Raw genomic sequence first — 17,957 nt, forward strand, 5'->3', positions numbered from 1 at the left:
CTCATCGGCGTGCCTCAGAGCTGCCACGAACCGATGTCGGCGTCGCCGGCATCGCCGCCCGCCTTGCCGTCGGCGCCGAAGGAATACACGTCGATCTCGCCGTGCGCACCGGGAATCTGGTAGTTGTACGGCGCACCCCACGGGTCGTTCGGCAAACGGTCCAGGTACGGCCCGACCGGCATCGCGCCGGCCCCTGCCGGCGGCTTCATCAAGGCCTGCAGGCCCAGCTCGGCGCTGGGATAGCGGCCATTGTCCAGCCGGTACAGTTTCAGCGCCTGCATCAACGCGGCGATGTCCTGGCGTGCCGCCACCACGCGCGCCTGGTCAGGCCGGTCCATCAACCGGGGCACGATCAGCGCGGCCAGAATGCCGATGATCACCACCACCACCATGATCTCCAGCAGGCTGAAGCCCTGCTGGCCCGACTTGCCGATTCGATGCCTGCCCATCATTTCGTCCTCATCATCCTGGAAGAGACCGCGCTGCCATCCTCGGTCCTGCATGTGTCAGTACGATAAACATCGGTCTTCTGTTCGCATCGGCTGCACCGATGACGCTGTGAACGCGGATCGCGAGCCGGTCCGTACGGCCGCCACCAGCGTCGGCGGCAGGCCGGCCAGCACCGCCTCCACGCATGCCTGCAGCGCCGCTACGCGACTGGCGTCGAGCAACGCGCGGCAGTCGGCCACGGTCCAGGCTGCCCCCGTGTCGATCCCCACGAAAGCGCGATACAACACGTTGTAGCGCAGGCCATCGTGCAATCGCTGCGCACTGGCGATGCGGCGCAGGCCCAGCAGTACCAGCCCGCGCTGCAGCTGCTGCGGGCTGGCACCGCCGCACGCCGGCAGCAGTGACGACGGCCACGGCACCTGCAGCGCATCCAACGCCGCGCGCAGCTGCATGAGCGGGTGGCCATCGGTATCCAGTGCTGCCCAGCGCGCGGCCTCCAGCCAGGCATCGCAGGACAATATCCACACCCAGGTCTGGCCATAGCGCTGCACGCTGACCGGCGCATCACGGGCCTGGTCCAGTACCTGGCTCAGGTGACGGTCAAGCGCCAGCATGCTTACCTTGCGGCCGTCCGCCAACATCGCATGCTCCTGCGGCGTGCCACCACGCCGTACCTACACAGGACGGTGCTGGCCACGCATTTGCGACAACCAGAATGCCGATGCGTGATCGGCGTGGCGATCAGCGCCGAGGTGTCACGGTCCGGTCATGCTGCGGAAAGCAGCCAGGCCATTGCGTGGCAATCCGCCACACGCCAGTGCGAGCCCGTGGACATCGGCGCGGCCGAGGAAATCGAACAGCGCCGCGGTGGTCGATGCATCGTCGAGCAGCGCCAGGATCGCCTCGCGCAGCATCGCCGGCGTGCCGTCGTCGGCAGCGGCCGTGCCGGCACCGACAAACCAGTGCAGCAAGCGGTCGTAGCGCAGCTGCTCATGCAGCTCGCCGATATCGTCGAAGTGATGGATGGCCTGCAGGATCAACGCACGCACCGTGGCCGCAGGCGACAACGCGCCCGATTCGGCCAACGGCAGGTGCTGGCGCTGCAACTGCTGCAACCGCGCCAACGGATGGGTGGCCGGATCAAACTCCAGCTGCACGCGCTGTTGCCGCCATTGCACGTCAGACACCACATACGCCCACGGGGTGCCGTAGCGGTGCACCATCAAGGGCTGTTGCCGGGTGGTCTCGAGCAGTGCGGACAGGTTGCGCCGCAGATCCACCACCCCGACCGACTCGTTTCGCATCGAACACTCCATCCCTGCCGGTTCATGCCGCTCGGCCAGGTGCCTGCTCGGCACCTCACCCCAGTACCACGATGCCGCCTGGATACCGCTGCAGGTCAAGCGAAAGGCCGAGCCGCAGTTGCTCCAGTGCCGCCTCCGGATCGTCGATACCGAAGCGCCCGCTCACCGGCGCAGGCGCCAGCCGGTCGCCGCGCAGCAGCACCCGCCCGCGCCGGTATCGGTTGATCTCGGCCACCACCTCGCTCAAGGGCGCACGGCGGAACACCAGCATGCCGTCGGTCCACGCCGACACCTCCGCCGCTACCGCCTGTGACACCACCCCGCTCATGCGTTCGTCAAAGCGGGTCTGCTGCCCCGGCTGCAGTTGCAGTCGTCCCTGCGGATGCTCGATCCGCACGTCGCCGGCCATGCAGGTCACCCGCACCTGCCCGGCGATGCAACGCACATCCAGCGCGCTGGCGACACTGTCGGCCACCACTTTGCCGGCGCCGGCAAACAGCGTGAAGTGCGCCGGTGCCACCGTCTGCACCGCCACCTGGCCCTCCATCAGTTCCAGCACCGTCGCCTGGCCCTCCTGCGCATGCCGGCGCAGGCTGGTGCGGGTATCCATCTGCACCCGCACCTGGGGGGCCGGCTCGATCTGCCTGCGCTCACCGGTGCCGGTATGGAAATCGGCGGCCACCGCCGACAGCGACGACCACAGGCCCAACGGGGGATGCAATGCCGCCACCACCGCCAGGCTGGCGGGCGCGGCTACCGCTGCCCCCAGGAAGGCACGCCGGGTCCAGCCACGCCGTTGGTCGGCCGGCGTCCTGCGCAGGGGAGCGACATCGATCGCCTGCCCGGCCTGGGCAATCTGCTCCCACTGGCGGCGCGCGCGGGCGAACGCCTGCAGGTGCCCCGCATCGCGCGCGCACCACTGCGAGAAGCGTTCGCCATCGGCGGCGGTGGCCTCGCCGGAGGTCAGTCGTACCAGCCACGCCTGCGCCTGGCGCTCCACCGCGTCGAGTTCTCGTTGTGGCTTGTCTTCAGCGTCCATCGGGGTCCGGCCGTCCCCGCGCGGTGCGGGGTTCTGGGGTGGCGTCAAAGTGTAGACGGACGCCGACGCTCAGAACCGCACATGCTGGCCATCGGGCGTGCGCTCGGCGAGGTACTCCTGCGCCGCCTTCAGCTCGCGCTGCACCAGCCGCAGCGATACCCCGAGGCGTTCGGCCACCTCGCGTTGCTGCAGGCCTTCCACGCGGATCGCCAGCAGGATGCGCTGGCGGCGTTCGGGCATGCGCTGCAGCAACCCGAGCATGTGCTCCAGCGCAAACGTGTTGGCCGCGTTCTGTGCCGGCCCCGGACCGGGATCGGCCATTTCCATCAACGTGTTGATTTCATCCAGGCTCATCAGCCGATGGTCGGCCCGCTGGCGGTCCACCACGGTGTTCATCGCCATGCGCAGCAGATAGGCGCCCGGGTTCTGCACCGGGTCGAGCCGGTCGCGGCGTGCATCCAGGCGCATCCAGGTGTCCTGCATCGCATCACCGGCCAGGTCTTCCGACCCCAGCCGTCGCACCAGGCGCCGCTTGAGCTCGTCGTAGGTACCCAGCAGATACTCCCTGAGATCGACCGCCGTGGCCGTGCTGTCATTCATGATCGAGTCCTTGCAGTCATGGGGAGGGCCGCCGCGCACAATCGTGGCTGGCGGGAACCCGGTGGATATCAAGCGTGACCGGCTGCGGCAGTGCCGCCACCGAAGCGGGCAGCCGCAGTTCGCGCAGCGCCTGCAGCAGGGCGCCGTCGCGCTGCGCATCGCCGCTGCCGGCCAGCAGTTCCGGCTGCTCCACGCGGCCATCGGGGGCCACCTGGAACCCGATGCGGGCGCCGTAGTGACCGGGAGCAAGTACCGGGTCGCTGCAGAACGCACTGCGCAGGGCACGCTGCAGGTGACTGAATTCGCGCCGGGCCAGGGCCGCGTCCAAGGCGACGGGCGGTGGCCGGGACAGGGGCTCGCCGCTGGCATCGTCCTGGCGCAGCACCACGCGGTCCTCGCCGGCCCGTTCGGCGCGCAGGCCGGTGCCCTGCAACAGCACCTGCAGCGCCTGTGCGGCGGGCATCACGCCCTGCACGGCATGCGAAGTGCGGTCATCGGCAAGCGTGCCCGGATACATCACCGACCACCCCGTGGCGACGCTGAAGCGCTCCAGGGCCTGCTGCAGCGGCTGCGCCGGCAGATCGAATGCCGTTGCTTCGGCACGCGCCGTTGCCAGGCCTGGCATGAGCCAGACCCAGAGCAATACGATGCGCAGGACTGCATGGCGTCCATCAAGCCCCCTGAACGTGAGCACATGACCCTCGACTGGCGCCTTGGACGGAACGGCAAGGGGGGTACTCCCGCCCTCGCCTGTCATCGGCAGGCAGTTCCCGATTCTGGGAGGGGCAGATTTCAGCCTGATGACCGCGGCATCGCCGTGGCGTGGACGCGGCGGATTACCATGTCCCCCTCCAGACGGTGCAGTGGTTACAGATGAGTCGCGAAATCAAGATGCGCGGTGCCCTCGGCATCCAGGGCGCCGTACACGGCATCGATGCCCTGCAGAAGCGGCATGACGCCGGGCAGACCCAGCCGACGCTCTGCTGCGACAGCCCCGGCTGCGGTGCTTCGGTCAGGTTCGTCCCCGAGCACACCCAGAACGGTGTGGAGCGTCGGGCACCGGTCCACGTGCCCGCCTACATCGCCTTGGACAAGGACGCCGCCCACGTCCCCGGATGCCGCTACGACGGCCCGGGGTACCTCAACGCCTTGCTGGCGGCCGTGTCCGACCCGGACGTGGTACAGGTGCTGGACGACGGCAGGCACGAGCTGCGCCTGCTGCCCCTGCACCAGGGCCTGAAGCGCGGCGGTGCCGCCCTGGACCGCCCTCTGCAGATCGTGACCGAACTGCTTGCCCTGCGTGCGCGCTGCGGCGACGACACGCTGCTGGCATCGCAGGTGGTGCTGCGCCTGGGCAAGAAGAAGATCGACTGGAGCAACTTCTTCTACGACCAGGACCGTTACGACGACGCCTGGCACCGCCTCGACGCGGCCTCCAGTGAGCTTCCGCTGGCACTGGTCGGCACGGTGCGGTCGCATCGTGCGCCCTCGCCGGGTGCCAGCTACGGCGCGACCTTCCTGAACTGCGCGCCCAAGTACCAGCAGACCGGCGTGACCGATCGCCGCGAGTTCGTCGAGGTCAGCGTCGGCCACGATGACGCCGCCTGGCTGCAGACCTTTCCGGTGGGCGCCGAGGTGGTCATGTTCGGGCTGTGGCGGCAAGGCAACAGCAGCACCTCGTCACGGCCCCACCCGACCGACCCGCGCCGGGTCATCACCAACGTCACCTACAAACTCGCGCTGCGGCCGCTCTGCAAGGGGCAGTTGGCGCTGGTCTACTGATCAGACCAGCGGCGTACCGGCCAGCGCCGCATCGACACCGGCGAAGCCTCGCTCCATCACCGCCAGGAACGCCGCATCGGGGGCTGCACCTGCCTGCACGGCCGCCAGCGCGCTGGTGTAGGCCACCACCATCGTGCCCATCAACAAGGTGGCGGCCAACCGCGCCTGCGCATCCTGCCCAGGCCTGCCGATGGCGCCGGCCAGCATCGCGGCGAGATCCTCGGCCAGGGTGACCTGCAGTTCGCGCGCCCGCGCGGTCAGCGCCGGGCTGGCGGCCACCGTCGCCCAGAACGCCACCGGCCGCCCGGAGAAGTGCAACAACGGATGGCTCGCCTGCAACAAGGTGCGCATCAAGGCCTGGAAGGCGTGTACCGGCGACGCTGTCGGCCCGGACGTGATCGCCCCGCGCACCAGTGCCCGCACCTCCTCCTCGCGATCGAACACCAGGTCTTCCTTGCGCGGGAAGTAATTGAAGATCGTCTTGCGGGACACCCCCGCCGCCTGCGCAACCTGGTCCACGGAAATCGTCTCGAAGCCGTGGGCCACGAACAGCCCGGTCGCCACGTTCGAGATCCTCTGGCGGGTCTGGGCCTTCTTGCGCTCACGCAGCCCCGGCGCGGTTGACAGGTCGTCGTTCATGCACTTAATTTACACTCAGTGTACTTTTATTGCCAGCCCGGCCTACGCGCCGCCCCCACGCCCTGCCAGAGACGCTCCCCATGATTCCAGACGTACTGATTGCCGGTGCCGGCCCGGTCGGCCTGTTCCTCGCCGCCGAGCTACGCCTGGCGGGCGTTTCGGTCCGCGTGCTGGAGCAGGCGGCAGACCCCTGCTCGCCGCTCAAGCAGCTGCCCTTTGGCCTGCGCGGGCTGTCCGTGCCCACCCTGGAAGCGCTAGACCGGCGCGGGCTGCTTGCGCAACTGCACCCCGTGCAGCCTGCTGCCGACCGGCCCGGCAGCCAGGCGGCCACCGCGCACTGGAAAAACCCACGCCGCCCCGCTGCCGGGCATTTCGCCGGCATCCAGTTCTTCCAGGACAAGGTCGATACCTCGCGGTGGCAGTACCGCCTGCCCGATGCCCCCAGCGCCAGCCTGCCCATCGACCTGCAGACCCTGGAGCAGGTGCTGGCCCGCCACGCGCTCGCACTCGGCGCCGACATCCATCGCGGCGTCGCGGTCACCGCCGTCGAACAGACACCCGACGGCGTTCTGGTACACGCGGGCGGCGAGATTCACCGGGGGCGCTGGCTGGTGGGCTGCGATGGTGCACGCAGCGTGGTGCGCAAATCCAGCGGCGTCGACTTCAGCGGCACCGATCCCGAGTTCACCGGCTACTCGGCCGATGTGACGCTGGCCGAACCCCACACGCTGCAACCCGGCCGCCACTACACCCCGACCGGCATGTACACCTATGCCGCGCCCGGCACCATCGCCATGGTCGATTTCGACGGCGGCGCGTTCCACCGCAGCCAGCCGATCACCCTGGAGCAGCTGCAGACGGTGCTGCGCCGGGTGTCGGGCACCGACGTCACGATACGCGCCGTGCAGCTGGCCACCACCTGGACGGACCGCGCCTTCCAGGCCAGCGCGTACCGCAACGGCCGTGTACTGCTTGCTGGCGATGCCGCGCACATCCACTCCCCGATGGGCGGACAGGGACTGAACCTGGGTATCGGGGATGCAATCAACCTGGGCTGGAAGCTCGCCGCCACCATTCGTGGCGATGCGGCCGAGGGCCTGCTCGACAGCTATGGCCGCGAGCGCCATCCCATCGGCGCGCAGGTGCTGGACTGGTCGCGTGCGCAGGTGGCACTCATGCGCCCCACCCGCAGCACGCGCGCATTGGAAGCCATCCTGCGCGACCTGATCGACACACCCGATGGCGCAACGTATTTTGCCGAACGGGTGCTGGGGGTGACGCTGCGGATGGATCTGGGTGACGCGCATCCGCTGGTGGGACGCAGCATGGCCAATGCCGTACTGGCCGATGGCCAACGCGTGAACGAACGCCTGCGATCGGGCAAGGGTCTGCTGGTGGATTTCCACACGCGCGACGCGCTACAGGCAGTGGCGCAACGGTGGCCGGAGCGGCTCGACCATGCCGTGGGAATTCCCACCGGAGACCTTGGGCTGAGCGCGGTGCTGGTGCGCCCCGATGGTGTGGTCTGCTGGGCGAGTGATGCACCCGGCAATGCACGGGACGCGGAAGCAGCGTTGATGCGGTTGTGGCTGGCCGTCGACTACGACCGACCTCTATACTGAGGCCGCGGTGGCTGCTGGAGTGCCCCGCGTGCCGCGCACGGCATTGACGTGCACGGCCACTCCGCCCACAAGGATGTCCGATGGACCTGCATGCCTCGCTGTCGCGTTTCTACGCACTGCCCGTTGCCCCCGCCGTCGCTGCGGCGATCGCGCCGGATGTTGCACACGTCCCCCTGCCCGATCTGGTGCAGGCGCATCTGTCGCGCAACCCGCTGTGTTTCGGTGGCATCGACAAGACTCTGTCCGGTTTCGTCGTGCTTGATGACGAGGACAACCACTACTCCCTGCTGGACCTGCGCGGCAGGCGGCAGGTGTGGCGGCAGAACCCTGAAACCCGCGACGTGGAACTCCGCTTCGGGAACCTGACCGACTACCTGGCCTTTCGTCACCGGTACGGCCAGCAGGGAGATCCGGACGCGACGCTGCTGGCCGGGTACGCCTCCGAACCGGCCGCGCAGGACCGCTGCGTGGACAGCGCCGTGCTGCTGCAACGCTACCAATGGTTGATGCAGGCGCTCGCGCAGCCGCCCCACGACCACCAGGGCCTTGCCCTGCAGAGCGCGGACCAACGGATTGCCGATGCCTGGAATACGCACATCCGGATCTTCCGCAACGCCGGCCAGGAGCAGCAGTGCTTCGCACAGGAGCTGCCGCACCTCGCCGACGACGTGCACCTGGCCTTGTACTGGCTGCTGCATACCCGCCTGCTCGGGCAACACGCGCGCCTGACGCAGGTACTGGCCGCGGTGGGCACACCGCAGGCGCCGCTGCTGCAGGCCTTCGTGGCGGTGTTCGGCGACATGGCCGACGATGCCGACGTTGCCGACGTACCTGATTTCCGTCATCGCCGCGCGCGCCTGCTGATCTTCGCGCAGATCGATGCCGCCGCACCGCTGCAGCAACGACTGGACGCGATGGCCGTGTCGCCACGTACGGTAGGCGTCGCGCTGCTGGACGAGCTGACGCAGGCCATGGGCACGCATCCCGATGCCATCGACCCGGTGCTGGCATTGCAGGCCCTGGACCGCATCCAGGACCGCGACGCGCCGGCGGTGTGGGCGCTGCGCGCGTTCCTGCAGGATCGACTGGGGCAGCCCGCCCACGACGCTGCCGACCAGGCCACCCGCCTGCTGGCCGCCACCCCGCTGGCGCCGTTGCACACGGTGCTGGCCCTGTACCCGATCCTGCGCCATATCCGCGATGGCCACGCACTGCAGGCCATCGTCACCCCGTTGCTGGAATGGGACGACCTGATGCTGCGCGTGCTGGACATGCTCGACCACGCGCAGCGGCTGTTGGGTCAGCCGCTGATGGCTGCCGACGCATTGGCAGAACAGCGCCGCCTTGCCCAGGACCTGCTCACCCTGTGGGATGCTCCCCACTTCGCCGACAGTATCGCCACTGCCGAACCGGCCACGCGCGACGCCCTGGCCATCCGCCTGGCACGGCGCCCGGACCTGACCAAGGTGGACGCCGAGTGCGAGTGGGCCATCCGCTATCTGCTCGCCAGCGACCTGCCCGCGCGTAACGCACTGCTGCAACGCGCACTGCCACAGTTGAGCCTGCAACGGCAGCAAGTACTGCTGCCGGACATCTGCGGCAGCGTGGCCGATGGCGGCGATGCGCTGGTGCCCACATTGCTGCGGCTGCTCGGCGGGGAGCCACATACCGACGATATGGTCGCCGAAATGGCCAGCGATGACCGCGCCGACGCGATCCTGCAGGGGCTTCATTCCCTGTGGGGCGACGACCGCCTGTTCGAGCCACTGATGGCGATGCTTGAACAGGCGCCGGTGAAAAGCGTGCTGGTGGACCGCGTGGCCGAGGCCGCCGGTTCGCTGCAGGCAGTGATGGACACCCCGCAGCGCCAGCGCCTGTTCCACTACGCCTTGGCCCGAACGCAGGCGCACGCGGACGACTACGCGTCACCGCGCATCCTGGACACGCTGCGCTCGCCGGACATGGACGCCACGCTCCGCCGCGCGCTGGAAGCCGAATCCATTGCCATGGCGAGCGGGCAGCCGGCCAGCGAAAAGGTCCTGTCCCGCCTGTACATGAGCCTGGGCCACATGGCCACGACCTCGCCGGGCATTGCCGAGTACCTGGTGTCGCGCCTCTGGGACGAGCACGCCAGCCCTGCCCGCCTCTATTTCGCGCTGCACACCTGCTGGACGCCAACGCTGCATGCCGTGGCGATGCAGCGCCTGCGCGAGCGGCCGTCGGCCGCCGCCGCAGCCATCTACTGCCTGAGCCTGCTCACCTGGGACAAGCAGCCCCAGCCGGCGCTTGAAGTCGCCGAGCTCGCACTGGCGTGGCCGTTGCCCGAACCGGCCGCCGAACGCGGCTTGCTCAACTACGTGCTGCTGCAGGGCAGCGCCCTCGCCCTGCCGCAGTACAAGCCCGCCCTGGCGCGCGCACTGTACCTGCGTGCCAACAGCATCGACATTCCCGCATACAAGGCCGGCACGCCCACCACCGCCGTCTTCGATCCCTTCAGCGACCCGGACCTGAAGGCGCAACTGGGCGCTGCGCTCGACGGAACGGCCGAGGCCGAGGCGACCGAACTGCTGGCCCGGTTGCAGCACGCCCGCAGCAACGGCCAACCGGACACCACGCTGCCGCTGACCGCGCTGGGGCAGCTGGCCGGCGGTGAAGTGGCGTTCCTGTGGTTCTGCGACCCGACCTCGGGCATCACGCTGTTCCAGGATGTGTTTGGCAATGCGCATTACTTCGATGGTTATGGGGTTACCGCGCCGCCCTTCCAGGTGCAGGTCTGCAGCCGGCACGACCCGTCTCCCGGGCCCTTCCACGACGTCACCGAGGTCTCCGAGCGACGCATGTTCTGGCAGAACGACACGCTCCTTGACTGGACCCGTTTCGGTGCGGTGATCAGTGCCGTGCATGGCGAGAACAACGCGCACGAGCAGGTCCGCCTTGCGCTTCGCTGCCAGAGCGCGGCCGATGCGACGGCCCTGTTGGCCATGATCGGCGCCCATCCCCTCAACGCGTTCGTTGCCTGCGATCCGTGGTACCGCCCCAAACATGGCGAGGTGGCACGCATGCTCCATCACCCGCAGCGGGAAAACCGGTCCACCTTGGGCCTGCGCCACCAGGCCTGGGAAGACGAACACGGCACCGTTCTGCTGGGCGACCACGCACTGGCCGCGATCGATGCGGCGGAAGTGGCCGCCCGCCGCGCCGATGGTTTCACCTGCCGCGTCCACTACCTGGACGACGTCAAGCGCCCCCAGGACCTGTCGTTGCTGGACTGGTTCTCCGAGCTGGGCGGGCAGCCTGCGCAGACCGTGGCGCAAGCACTGGAACAGACCCTGGGCACGCTGGACACCTACCTGGCCGCCCATGCGCTGGCGCCGGCAGGCGGCCCGCTCGCCGTACGCCGCGATGGTCCAGCGGCGGACGCGGACATCGACGCACTCCGCGCCACACGTTCGCACCCGCTCCCCGACGCGCTGCTCGCGCTCTGGCAGCAGCATGCCTCCATCGGTTGGCACTATCCCGGCAATGGCATGCGCCTGCTGTCGCCGGGCGAGGTACTTGCGGGTACTCCGCTCGCCTCACGCCAGCCGTTGGTGGTCGATGCCAGTGGCCTACCGGTGTGGCTGCTGGGCGACACCGACGATGCCTGCCTGCAGGTGGTAGCCGCCCGCATGGACGAGGAAGACAGGCGCGGCCAGCAAGATGCCGGCGAAGCGGTGACTGAAGCGCTGCTCACCCCGTTGCTGGACGGGCTGTCGCGCGACATCGCCGATGCCGCACTGCTCTGGCATGGCCAGCGCGGCGATGCGGACATCGAGCGGCTCACACTGGGCAATGGTCGCGATACCACCCTGCTGCGACTGGACCGCGAGGCGCGCGTACTGGCCATCTGCAACGGCAAGCGGGGCCAGCATGACCGGATACGGTTCCAGCATCTGCGCACGCCCGAAAAGGCAGCGGCGGCGTTTGATAAAGCACGCAAGGTCGCTGAAAAGAGCGGGCAACAGGCGCAGGAAACGGCCTGACAACGACAGGGGCCGGCCTTCCCGGCCGGCTCCCTCGCCCCATGCGGCGGGCCCCGTTGCAGCAGGGGCCACCGGCACGATCAACCTTGACGGCGACGCCTGCCCCTCCACCACGCTGCGATGGATAGAAGGCCGAGAAAGCAGGCAAAGCCTGCCGCGACTTCTGCCAGTGTTATTAGAAGCGCCATACGATGACCCTCTCGCTGCTCACGGTATCGCCAAGCCACCGCGCAGGTGCCTCGGCGGCGCGCCTACTTCTCCACGGCATCATCCCCATCCATCGCACGCAGGTGGGAAATGCGCCAACCGCCGTGCGACTTGAAGCGCCCGCTGTCTCCGGTAATCGCGTAACGCACGGCAATAAGCGCCGCCTTGACCGGGCTGACATGCCAGTCTCTGATCTTTGCGTATGCGTACTTGCAGCGCGCAAGAGACATCTGTCCTCCAGGGGTGAAACCGACATGAGCGATTGACGAGGATAGGCGAGGGAGTGTCGAAAAGACTGTACCCCCGCTGACCTGCGTCAATTGTTTGACGCCCCTTCTGCCATCACCAGCGCGCCACAGCGCGGAACCGGTTTGCTCAGGCCGGTCACCACCGTAATGCTGTTCACGTAAGCAAAGCCTTTCACCCGATTGAAGGAAAGGCGGAAGGCGGCTTCTGTCATCGGCTTCCAGGCTGGGCCGGGGTGGGTGGGTTCACGGGACACGCTGCAAGTACGTCCATGTAAGCTCCGTCGCGCCATCCATGGCGCTCAGGGTCCCGTGAACCCACCCACCCCGACCCTCGACAGTTGGCTGCTGGCCTGGGCCAGAGCCAAGTGCAACAACACGGGGCCCTTTCGGCGCGTTAGCGGCGACAGGATGGCAGCCTGCGCTTTGGAGGACCAGCAACCGTGAGCTTGCAGGTGGCACGGGAAGCCCTGCTTTCCTGTGCGCCCCAGGAACGTGTCGAAGGGCTGGTGCGGGTGGGTTTGCGGGACCCTCGGTGGCGGAGCTTACAAGGGTGAGGGCGTGCGCTTGCGAGGCACTGCCTCGCGCACGACTGAACGCCGCGCTGCCATGCGGCGTGGCCGTGCCCCGGAGGGGGACTTGCAGCGTGTCCCGCAAACCCACCCGCACCGGCCCAAACCAGTACAGGTGCGCACTCGCCGCCCTTGCTTCGGGGCGTTGACTTGAGTGAACAGCATTACGGTCGTCACCGGGCCCTGCGCCGGTAGCGGCGCGGCATCGCCCACCTCGCTACCCGCTACAGGAGTACCTGCCGGGTGCTGCGGAGGAATCGATGAATGTCCTTCTCCGTGTCAGCATCGATCATGTAGACCGGGCGCTGGCCGTTCGGGCACAGCATGCTGGGCGTGGTACCAAAAAGACGGCATATCAACGGCCGCTCCTGATACACCTGGCAGCCATGCGCTCCCAGATGTGGGCAGCTCAGGTCGGCCAGCGCCGCCGCATGCTCGGCGTCGCTCTTCACCGGCAGCCGGGCCATTTCTTCCGTCGAGGCGGTGACCGGGCCACAGCAATCGTGGCACCCGACGATGCAGCGGAAAGAGGGAATCCGCTCGCGCAACGCGTCGATTTTGTCGCTGTTGGTGTACGGCATTGCGCGGGGCAGGCTGGGCCGGTAGAACGGCGGGGGGCCATTTTACAACCCCTGCCGCACCACAGGGCGCACCGCGGCGATGCCAAGCGGCTGATGAGACACCCCCGGGCGGCCGTGGTACCGGCCGCCCGTCTTTGCTCAGAACTTGACCGACATGCGCGCCCAGTAGAAGCGGCCAAGCACATCGTAGGTGGCCACGTCGGTATTGCCGTTACCGCCGTTGTTGGAGTAGTACAACGGCGCCTGCTTGTTGGTCAGGTTGTCCACGCCCAGCTCGAAGGCGGTATGCCACGGCGCCACGGTGTAGCCCACCTGCAGGTTGTGGTAGACGAACGAGCCGATCCTGCGGACGACGCCGGGGCCGTCGGTATCGGCCGACAGGCCCTGCTGCAGATCGCTGCTGCCGATCCTGGTCTTGCCGATGTAACGGGCCCGCCAGGAGGCGCTCCAGTTGTCCAGGTTCCAGCTCAGCGTGCCCAGCGCGCGCCAACGCGGGAAGTTGCCATACGCCTGGGTGTACATGCCGCCGTTGCGGATGGTGACCGTGCTGGGGTCGGTGGTGTCGGGCAGCACGTCATAGCGTTCCAGGTAGGTGCCGTTGAGGCCGGCGGCGAACCGGCCCCATGCGGTGTCCTGCAGGCGATAGGTCACGTTGAAGTCGACCCCGCGCGTGGCCAGCGTGCCCAGGTTGACCGTCGGTTCGGCCACGTAGTTGATGGTGCCGTTGCCGTTGCGATGGATCAGCGCACAGAAGGCGCTGGCCGGGTTGGCGTAGCACTGGTTGAGCACGGTCTGCGCGGAGACGCCGGTGATGGTGTCTTCCAGGTCGATGCGCCACCAGTCGGCGCTGATCGACAGGCCCTCGAGCCAGCGCGGATCGTAGACGAAGCCCACGTCATAGGACTTGCCGGTTTCCGGCTTGAGCTGATACCCGGCGATTTCCGCACCCGAGGCCTTGCCTGAAATCTGGCCGTCGGCCTGGTGGTAGCTGCCGTTGGTGGGTACGTTGGCGCAGGCCACGCCATTGCCGCCGGTGTAGCCATTGCACGGATCGTTGACCGTGGCCGAATCCCCGGCCACGCCGGCGTACAGCTCATTGATGTTGGGCGCGCGGAACACCTGCGACACCGTGCCACGCAGCAACAGGTCCTGCACGGGGCGGTACTCGATGGACACCTTGCTGTTGGTCTTGCTGCCGACCGAGCTGTAGTCGGAGTAGCGGGTACCGACACTGAGGTTGAGCGACTGCACGCCCGGAAGGTCCTTCAGCAGCGGGAACAGTGCTTCGGCATACGCTTCCTTGACGTTGAAGCTGCCGCTCAGCTGCGAGGCGCAGTATTCGATGACCCCGCAGAGCCCATTCTCATCGCCGGTCCAGAGCGCGTCGGCCTTGCTGGTGCTGGTTTCCTTGCGATACGACACGCCCGCCGCCAGCCCCACCGTACCGGCCGGCAGGTCGAACAGATCGCCGTTGGCGTTGGCTTCGAACTGCTTGACCGTATAGACGTTGGTGGCCACCGGGTTGACGATCATCTGCTGCAGCGTACCCAGGCTGGACGGGTCGTTGATGTTGAAGATGTTCAGCGGGGTGCAGCCGGCGATCGCGTTGCCGGCGCTGCCGCACTTGACCGTGCCGTCGGTGTCCAGGAACGACGGGCCGACCGCCTGGTTGAACGTGGCGTAGTCCAGGAAGCCGTAGTTGGTCGAAGTCTGCTTGACCCGACCGTAGTTCAGGTTGACATCCCATTGCCAGGAACTGTCACCGAAACCACCGCGCAGGCCCGGGCTGATCTGGACATTGTCGGTCTTGTATTCATAGCGGCGGTTGCCGAGCACCGTGGCGCGGGTATTGAGGTCGTTGTAGGAGGTGCCGGTGGTGCGGTCGGTCCCGAAATTGACCCCGAACGGGTTGTAGTAGCCCTGCGCGGAGACCAGGAAATTGTCGCCGTTGGCGAAGATCGGAATCGGTGCGATCACCGAGGCCGATTCGGTTTTGCTGAACCAGGTATTGACGTAACCCTCGATGCTGTCGGTGAAGCGGAAGCTGGCCAGGGCGAAGGCATTGGTGCGCTCCTGCGGGGTCTGCAGCAGGTTGTAAGGCTGGTAGTTGTACGAATCGTTGCCGGCGTTGTAACAATGGAAATCGCCCGGGCGGGTCGCGCCGGAAACACTGGGGTTGAGGGTCACGCGCGCGCAGCCATTGGATGCGGCCAGTGCGTCGGAAGCGGCCGAGCCGTCGTTGAAGTTGATCGAGCCGGTCGGTGTGGCCGACGAGCCCTGCTTCACCGCCTTGCCACTGCTCAGGTACAGCGCGTCCTTGGAATAGTCGCGGTCCAACGCGGAGACCGCGTCAAGGTTGTGGTACGAAACGCCGGCCACGATGCTGCCGCGGTCCCAGGCCTTGCCACCGGTCAACGAGAAGTTGCGGCGGTTGCCATCGCCCTCGCTGCTGGTGCCGAAATCGGCGGTGAACTGCACGCCCTCGAACCGGTCACGCAGGATGAAGTTGACCACGCCGCCGATGGCATCGGAGCCATAGATGGCCGAGGCGCCATCGCTGAGCACCTCGATGCGCTCGATCATGGTGGCTGGAATCGCGTTGACGTCGTTGTAGGCCAGGCGCACGCCGTTGACCAGGACCAGCGTGCGTTTGTCGCCCAGGCCACGCAGCGAGATCGTCGATGCGCCGGTGCCGCCGCCGTTGTTGGTGTTGGGGTTGGTGGAATTGCCGGCAATGGAGGGCAGTTCCTGCAGCAGGTCGCCGACGGTCGCCTTGCCGGTGGCGGCGATCTGCTCCTGGCTGACCGTCACCACCGGGTTGGCGCTTTCGGTATCGACACGGCGCAGGCGCGACCCGGTCACCACCACGCTGTCCAGGTTGGTGGTCGTGCCCGCGGCACTGCTGGCCGCGTCCTGGGCGAGCACGGGGCTGGCGGCGGCGAGCATCAGCACCGTTGCCACGGCGATGGACAGCGGGCGGCGGCCCGACGGGGTACCTCGGGACAACGACGAAGCATTCGGTACAGGGAACGGATGGGGCGTCATGGCGAAGTTCCTCGGTCATGCACGTGCCGGTGGTAACAAGGGACAACACTCCCCCGCACCGGCATGCGCCAGTGAATCGGTTCGATGGGGCTTGCGAACCGGCGTTCCACGCCAGGGCGCACAAGGACAGGCAGTGTTCGGATGGATCACATGCACGGCGCCACTCGCCCTGCATTGGCCTACAACGTTTTCATCACACGGTCACAATGTGCCGGGTAGCGCATCCTTGCGTCTTGTCGGTTTTGGTGCCTCTGGATGCGGAATAAGGCATGGCCGCACACGCTAGGGCCACACCCGGATCATCGCAGCGCCCTGTGCGGCCACCGTCAGCGCACCGGCCCGTGCATCCAGCGCGCGCCCGGACCACAGGTCGCGGGCATGCCCCTGCCCCGTCGCCAGCCCGGTATCGGCCAGCGACCAGGCCACCTGCCGTGCCATGCGGCCACGATTGAACACGCCCAGCACCACCGAGCCGTCCGCCATGGGCCGGCGCCAGATCGTGATGTCGCCAGCGCTGCGCAGTGGCCTGCCCTGCTGGCCGAGTGGGTCCTGGTCCACGGCGATGACGTCACGGTTGAGCAGCAGCGCCAGCGTGGCCGGGCTCATCTGGCGCACGTCGTTGCCCAGCAGCAGCGGCGCGGCCGACAGTGCCCACAGGGTCATGTGGGTGCGGTATTCATCATCGGTCATGCCGCCGTTGCCGACCTCCAGCATGTCCGGATCATTCCAGCCGCCGGGGCCGGCATCGGCCGGGTCGCCGTTGCGGTCGAAACCGATGCTGGCCATCACCGGGTAACGGTCTTCGATGTCGCCCGTGGTGCGCCACAGATGACCGCCGACCTCCCGCCCCCACCGGCCCACCTGGTCGCGACCGTACTGGCACAGGCTGTAGAGGATGCTGCGACCGGTGGCGCGCAGCGCCATGCCCATCTGCAGGTAGGCCTGCCGTACCTGTTCGGGCGCGCGGAAAATGCCTTCGCCCGAACACAGGTCATACTTGACGTAGTCGATGCCCCACTCGGCCCAGGTCCGGGCATCCTGCTCGACGTGCCCATAGCTGCCTGGGTAACCGGCACAGGTCTTCGGGCCGGGCGAGCTGTAGATCCCCAGCTTCAGGCCGCGGGCGTGGACATAGTCGGCCAGCGCCTTCATGTCCGGGAAATGGGCGTTGGGCTGCAGCACGCCCTGCGCATCGCGCTGCCCCTGCCAGCCGTCGTCGATGTTGACGTACTGGTAGCCGGCATCGCGCAGACCGGAGCTGACCATGGCATCGGCAATACCGCGAATGGTGGCATCGTCGATCCTGTCGGCGAACCGGTTCCAGCTGCTCCAGCCCATCGGCGGCGTTGCGGCCAGCCCGTCAGGCGCCAGCGTCTGCAGCGCGGGCAACGAGGCCACCGGGAAGGCCAACCGCTGTGCATCGGCCGGCGTTCCACGCCGGGCCAGGATGTCGACCTGTTCATCCCAGATCCTGCCCGCCACCCGCAGCTGGCCCTCGTGCAGGGTGGCCGTCCACGGCAACGGCGGCAGCTTGGCATTGCCGTTGTCGATCTCGAAATGCGCCACCTCCCCGTCGATGCGCAGCTTGTTCATCGGCAACTCGCCATACCAGTCGGTGGTGAGGGTGCCGCTGGGCTGGCCATCCTTCAGCACGATCCGCAGGAAGCGCGGCCCCGGGAACGTCGGCCCCTTGCCGACTACCCAGATGCCCAGCAGCGGGCTGCTGGAGGCGCTGCGTTCACGGCTGTCGGCGGCGTCGACCGCAGCCGCAGCCGCGGCCCCCGCCGCAGCCCCCGCGCCGAGGATCAGAACCCACCCCAGCAAGACGCAGCGGAGCGTGCGGTACATC

The 17,957-nt window shown here is 67.8% G+C and carries 15 protein-coding genes; 3 read left to right on the forward strand and 12 right to left on the reverse strand.

What is annotated here, in order from left to right; all coding sequences use genetic code 11:
* Positions 1-14: 14 nt before the first annotated feature.
* The 6 genes from gspG to AC3IR9_RS12030 all read right to left on the reverse strand — a co-directional run bounded on the left by gspG (position 15) and on the right by AC3IR9_RS12030 (position 4,018).
* Entirely contained in the window at positions 15-449 is a 435-nt protein-coding gene (gspG, locus tag AC3IR9_RS12005) for a type II secretion system major pseudopilin GspG (protein ID WP_489290978.1), read from the reverse strand.
* Between the two features lie 57 nt (positions 450-506).
* Positions 507-1,091: a hypothetical protein gene (locus tag AC3IR9_RS12010; protein WP_489290979.1), complete on the reverse strand. Its 585-nt coding sequence runs from the start codon at positions 1,089-1,091 to the stop codon at positions 507-509.
* A gap of 114 nt (positions 1,092-1,205) precedes the next feature.
* Positions 1,206-1,754, reverse strand: coding sequence for a hypothetical protein (locus AC3IR9_RS12015; protein WP_489290980.1), 549 nt, complete (start codon positions 1,752-1,754; stop codon positions 1,206-1,208).
* A gap of 55 nt (positions 1,755-1,809) precedes the next feature.
* Positions 1,810-2,793, reverse strand: a complete 984-nt coding sequence (locus AC3IR9_RS12020; protein ID WP_489290981.1) for a FecR family protein — start codon at positions 2,791-2,793, stop codon at positions 1,810-1,812.
* Positions 2,794-2,862: 69 nt separating this feature from the next.
* Complete coding sequence (locus AC3IR9_RS12025) at positions 2,863-3,393, reverse strand: RNA polymerase sigma factor (RefSeq protein WP_489290982.1); 531 nt, start codon at positions 3,391-3,393, stop codon at positions 2,863-2,865.
* Between the two features lie 16 nt (positions 3,394-3,409).
* Complete coding sequence (locus tag AC3IR9_RS12030; protein ID WP_489290983.1) at positions 3,410-4,018, reverse strand: secretin and TonB N-terminal domain-containing protein; 609 nt, start codon at positions 4,016-4,018, stop codon at positions 3,410-3,412.
* Between the two features lie 248 nt (positions 4,019-4,266).
* Between AC3IR9_RS12030 and AC3IR9_RS12035 the strand changes: the two genes are divergently transcribed.
* On the forward strand, positions 4,267-5,175 hold the full coding sequence (locus tag AC3IR9_RS12035; RefSeq protein ID WP_489290984.1) for a hypothetical protein: 909 nt from the start codon (positions 4,267-4,269) through the stop codon (positions 5,173-5,175).
* On the opposite strand, the gene AC3IR9_RS12040 is transcribed toward AC3IR9_RS12035, so the two are convergent.
* Complete coding sequence (locus tag AC3IR9_RS12040) at positions 5,176-5,814, reverse strand: TetR/AcrR family transcriptional regulator (protein WP_489290985.1); 639 nt, start codon at positions 5,812-5,814, stop codon at positions 5,176-5,178. It abuts the gene before it with no gap.
* An 80-nt stretch (positions 5,815-5,894) separates the two neighbouring features.
* On the opposite strand from AC3IR9_RS12040, the gene AC3IR9_RS12045 reads away from it, so the two are divergent.
* Positions 5,895-7,436, forward strand: a complete 1,542-nt coding sequence (locus AC3IR9_RS12045) for an FAD-dependent monooxygenase (protein WP_489290986.1) — start codon at positions 5,895-5,897, stop codon at positions 7,434-7,436.
* An 80-nt stretch (positions 7,437-7,516) separates the two neighbouring features.
* On the forward strand, positions 7,517-11,458 hold the full coding sequence (locus AC3IR9_RS12050) for a hypothetical protein (RefSeq protein WP_489290987.1): 3,942 nt from the start codon (positions 7,517-7,519) through the stop codon (positions 11,456-11,458).
* A 251-nt stretch (positions 11,459-11,709) separates the two neighbouring features.
* Here the strand turns inward: AC3IR9_RS12050 and AC3IR9_RS12055 are convergent, their stop codons facing one another.
* The 5 genes from AC3IR9_RS12055 to AC3IR9_RS12075 form a co-directional block, all read right to left on the reverse strand.
* Positions 11,710-11,895, reverse strand: coding sequence for a hypothetical protein (locus AC3IR9_RS12055; RefSeq protein WP_489290988.1), 186 nt, complete (start codon positions 11,893-11,895; stop codon positions 11,710-11,712).
* 86 nt (positions 11,896-11,981) lie between these two features.
* Positions 11,982-12,125 carry a hypothetical protein gene (locus tag AC3IR9_RS12060; RefSeq protein ID WP_489290989.1) on the reverse strand — a complete coding sequence of 48 codons (144 nt, stop codon included), beginning with the start codon at positions 12,123-12,125 and terminating at the stop codon, positions 11,982-11,984.
* 581 nt (positions 12,126-12,706) lie between these two features.
* Entirely contained in the window at positions 12,707-13,063 is a 357-nt protein-coding gene (locus tag AC3IR9_RS12065) for a YkgJ family cysteine cluster protein (RefSeq protein WP_489290990.1), read from the reverse strand.
* A 138-nt stretch (positions 13,064-13,201) separates the two neighbouring features.
* On the reverse strand, positions 13,202-16,009 hold the full coding sequence (locus tag AC3IR9_RS12070) for a TonB-dependent receptor domain-containing protein (RefSeq protein WP_489295811.1): 2,808 nt from the start codon (positions 16,007-16,009) through the stop codon (positions 13,202-13,204).
* 381 nt (positions 16,010-16,390) lie between these two features.
* A complete protein-coding gene (locus tag AC3IR9_RS12075) occupies positions 16,391-17,956 on the reverse strand; it encodes a glycoside hydrolase family 27 protein (protein WP_489290991.1) in 1,566 nt (521 codons plus the stop codon).
* Position 17,957 lies beyond the last annotated feature (1 nt).

Source organism: Stenotrophomonas sp. GL_101 (genome assembly GCF_057835675.1).

Excerpts from the sequence above, each read along its gene's own strand:
- gspG (WP_489290978.1), bottom strand. The coding sequence starts at position 449 with ATGGGCAGGCATCGAATCGGCAAGTCGGGCCAGCAGGGCTTCAGCCTG.
- AC3IR9_RS12010 (WP_489290979.1), bottom strand. The coding sequence starts at position 1,091 with ATGTTGGCGGACGGCCGCAAGGTAAGCATGCTGGCGCTTGACCGTCAC.
- AC3IR9_RS12015 (WP_489290980.1), bottom strand. The coding sequence starts at position 1,754 with ATGCGAAACGAGTCGGTCGGGGTGGTGGATCTGCGGCGCAACCTGTCC.
- AC3IR9_RS12020 (WP_489290981.1), bottom strand. The coding sequence starts at position 2,793 with ATGGACGCTGAAGACAAGCCACAACGAGAACTCGACGCGGTGGAGCGC.
- AC3IR9_RS12025 (WP_489290982.1), bottom strand. The coding sequence starts at position 3,393 with ATGAATGACAGCACGGCCACGGCGGTCGATCTCAGGGAGTATCTGCTG.
- AC3IR9_RS12030 (WP_489290983.1), bottom strand. The coding sequence starts at position 4,018 with ATGCCAGGCCTGGCAACGGCGCGTGCCGAAGCAACGGCATTCGATCTG.
- AC3IR9_RS12035 (WP_489290984.1), top strand. The coding sequence starts at position 4,267 with ATGAGTCGCGAAATCAAGATGCGCGGTGCCCTCGGCATCCAGGGCGCC.
- AC3IR9_RS12040 (WP_489290985.1), bottom strand. The coding sequence starts at position 5,814 with ATGAACGACGACCTGTCAACCGCGCCGGGGCTGCGTGAGCGCAAGAAG.
- AC3IR9_RS12045 (WP_489290986.1), top strand. The coding sequence starts at position 5,895 with ATGATTCCAGACGTACTGATTGCCGGTGCCGGCCCGGTCGGCCTGTTC.
- AC3IR9_RS12050 (WP_489290987.1), top strand. The coding sequence starts at position 7,517 with ATGGACCTGCATGCCTCGCTGTCGCGTTTCTACGCACTGCCCGTTGCC.
- AC3IR9_RS12055 (WP_489290988.1), bottom strand. The coding sequence starts at position 11,895 with ATGTCTCTTGCGCGCTGCAAGTACGCATACGCAAAGATCAGAGACTGG.
- AC3IR9_RS12060 (WP_489290989.1), bottom strand. The coding sequence starts at position 12,125 with ATGACAGAAGCCGCCTTCCGCCTTTCCTTCAATCGGGTGAAAGGCTTT.
- AC3IR9_RS12065 (WP_489290990.1), bottom strand. The coding sequence starts at position 13,063 with ATGCCGTACACCAACAGCGACAAAATCGACGCGTTGCGCGAGCGGATT.
- AC3IR9_RS12070 (WP_489295811.1), bottom strand. The coding sequence starts at position 16,009 with ATGCTCGCCGCCGCCAGCCCCGTGCTCGCCCAGGACGCGGCCAGCAGT.
- AC3IR9_RS12075 (WP_489290991.1), bottom strand. The coding sequence starts at position 17,956 with ATGTACCGCACGCTCCGCTGCGTCTTGCTGGGGTGGGTTCTGATCCTC.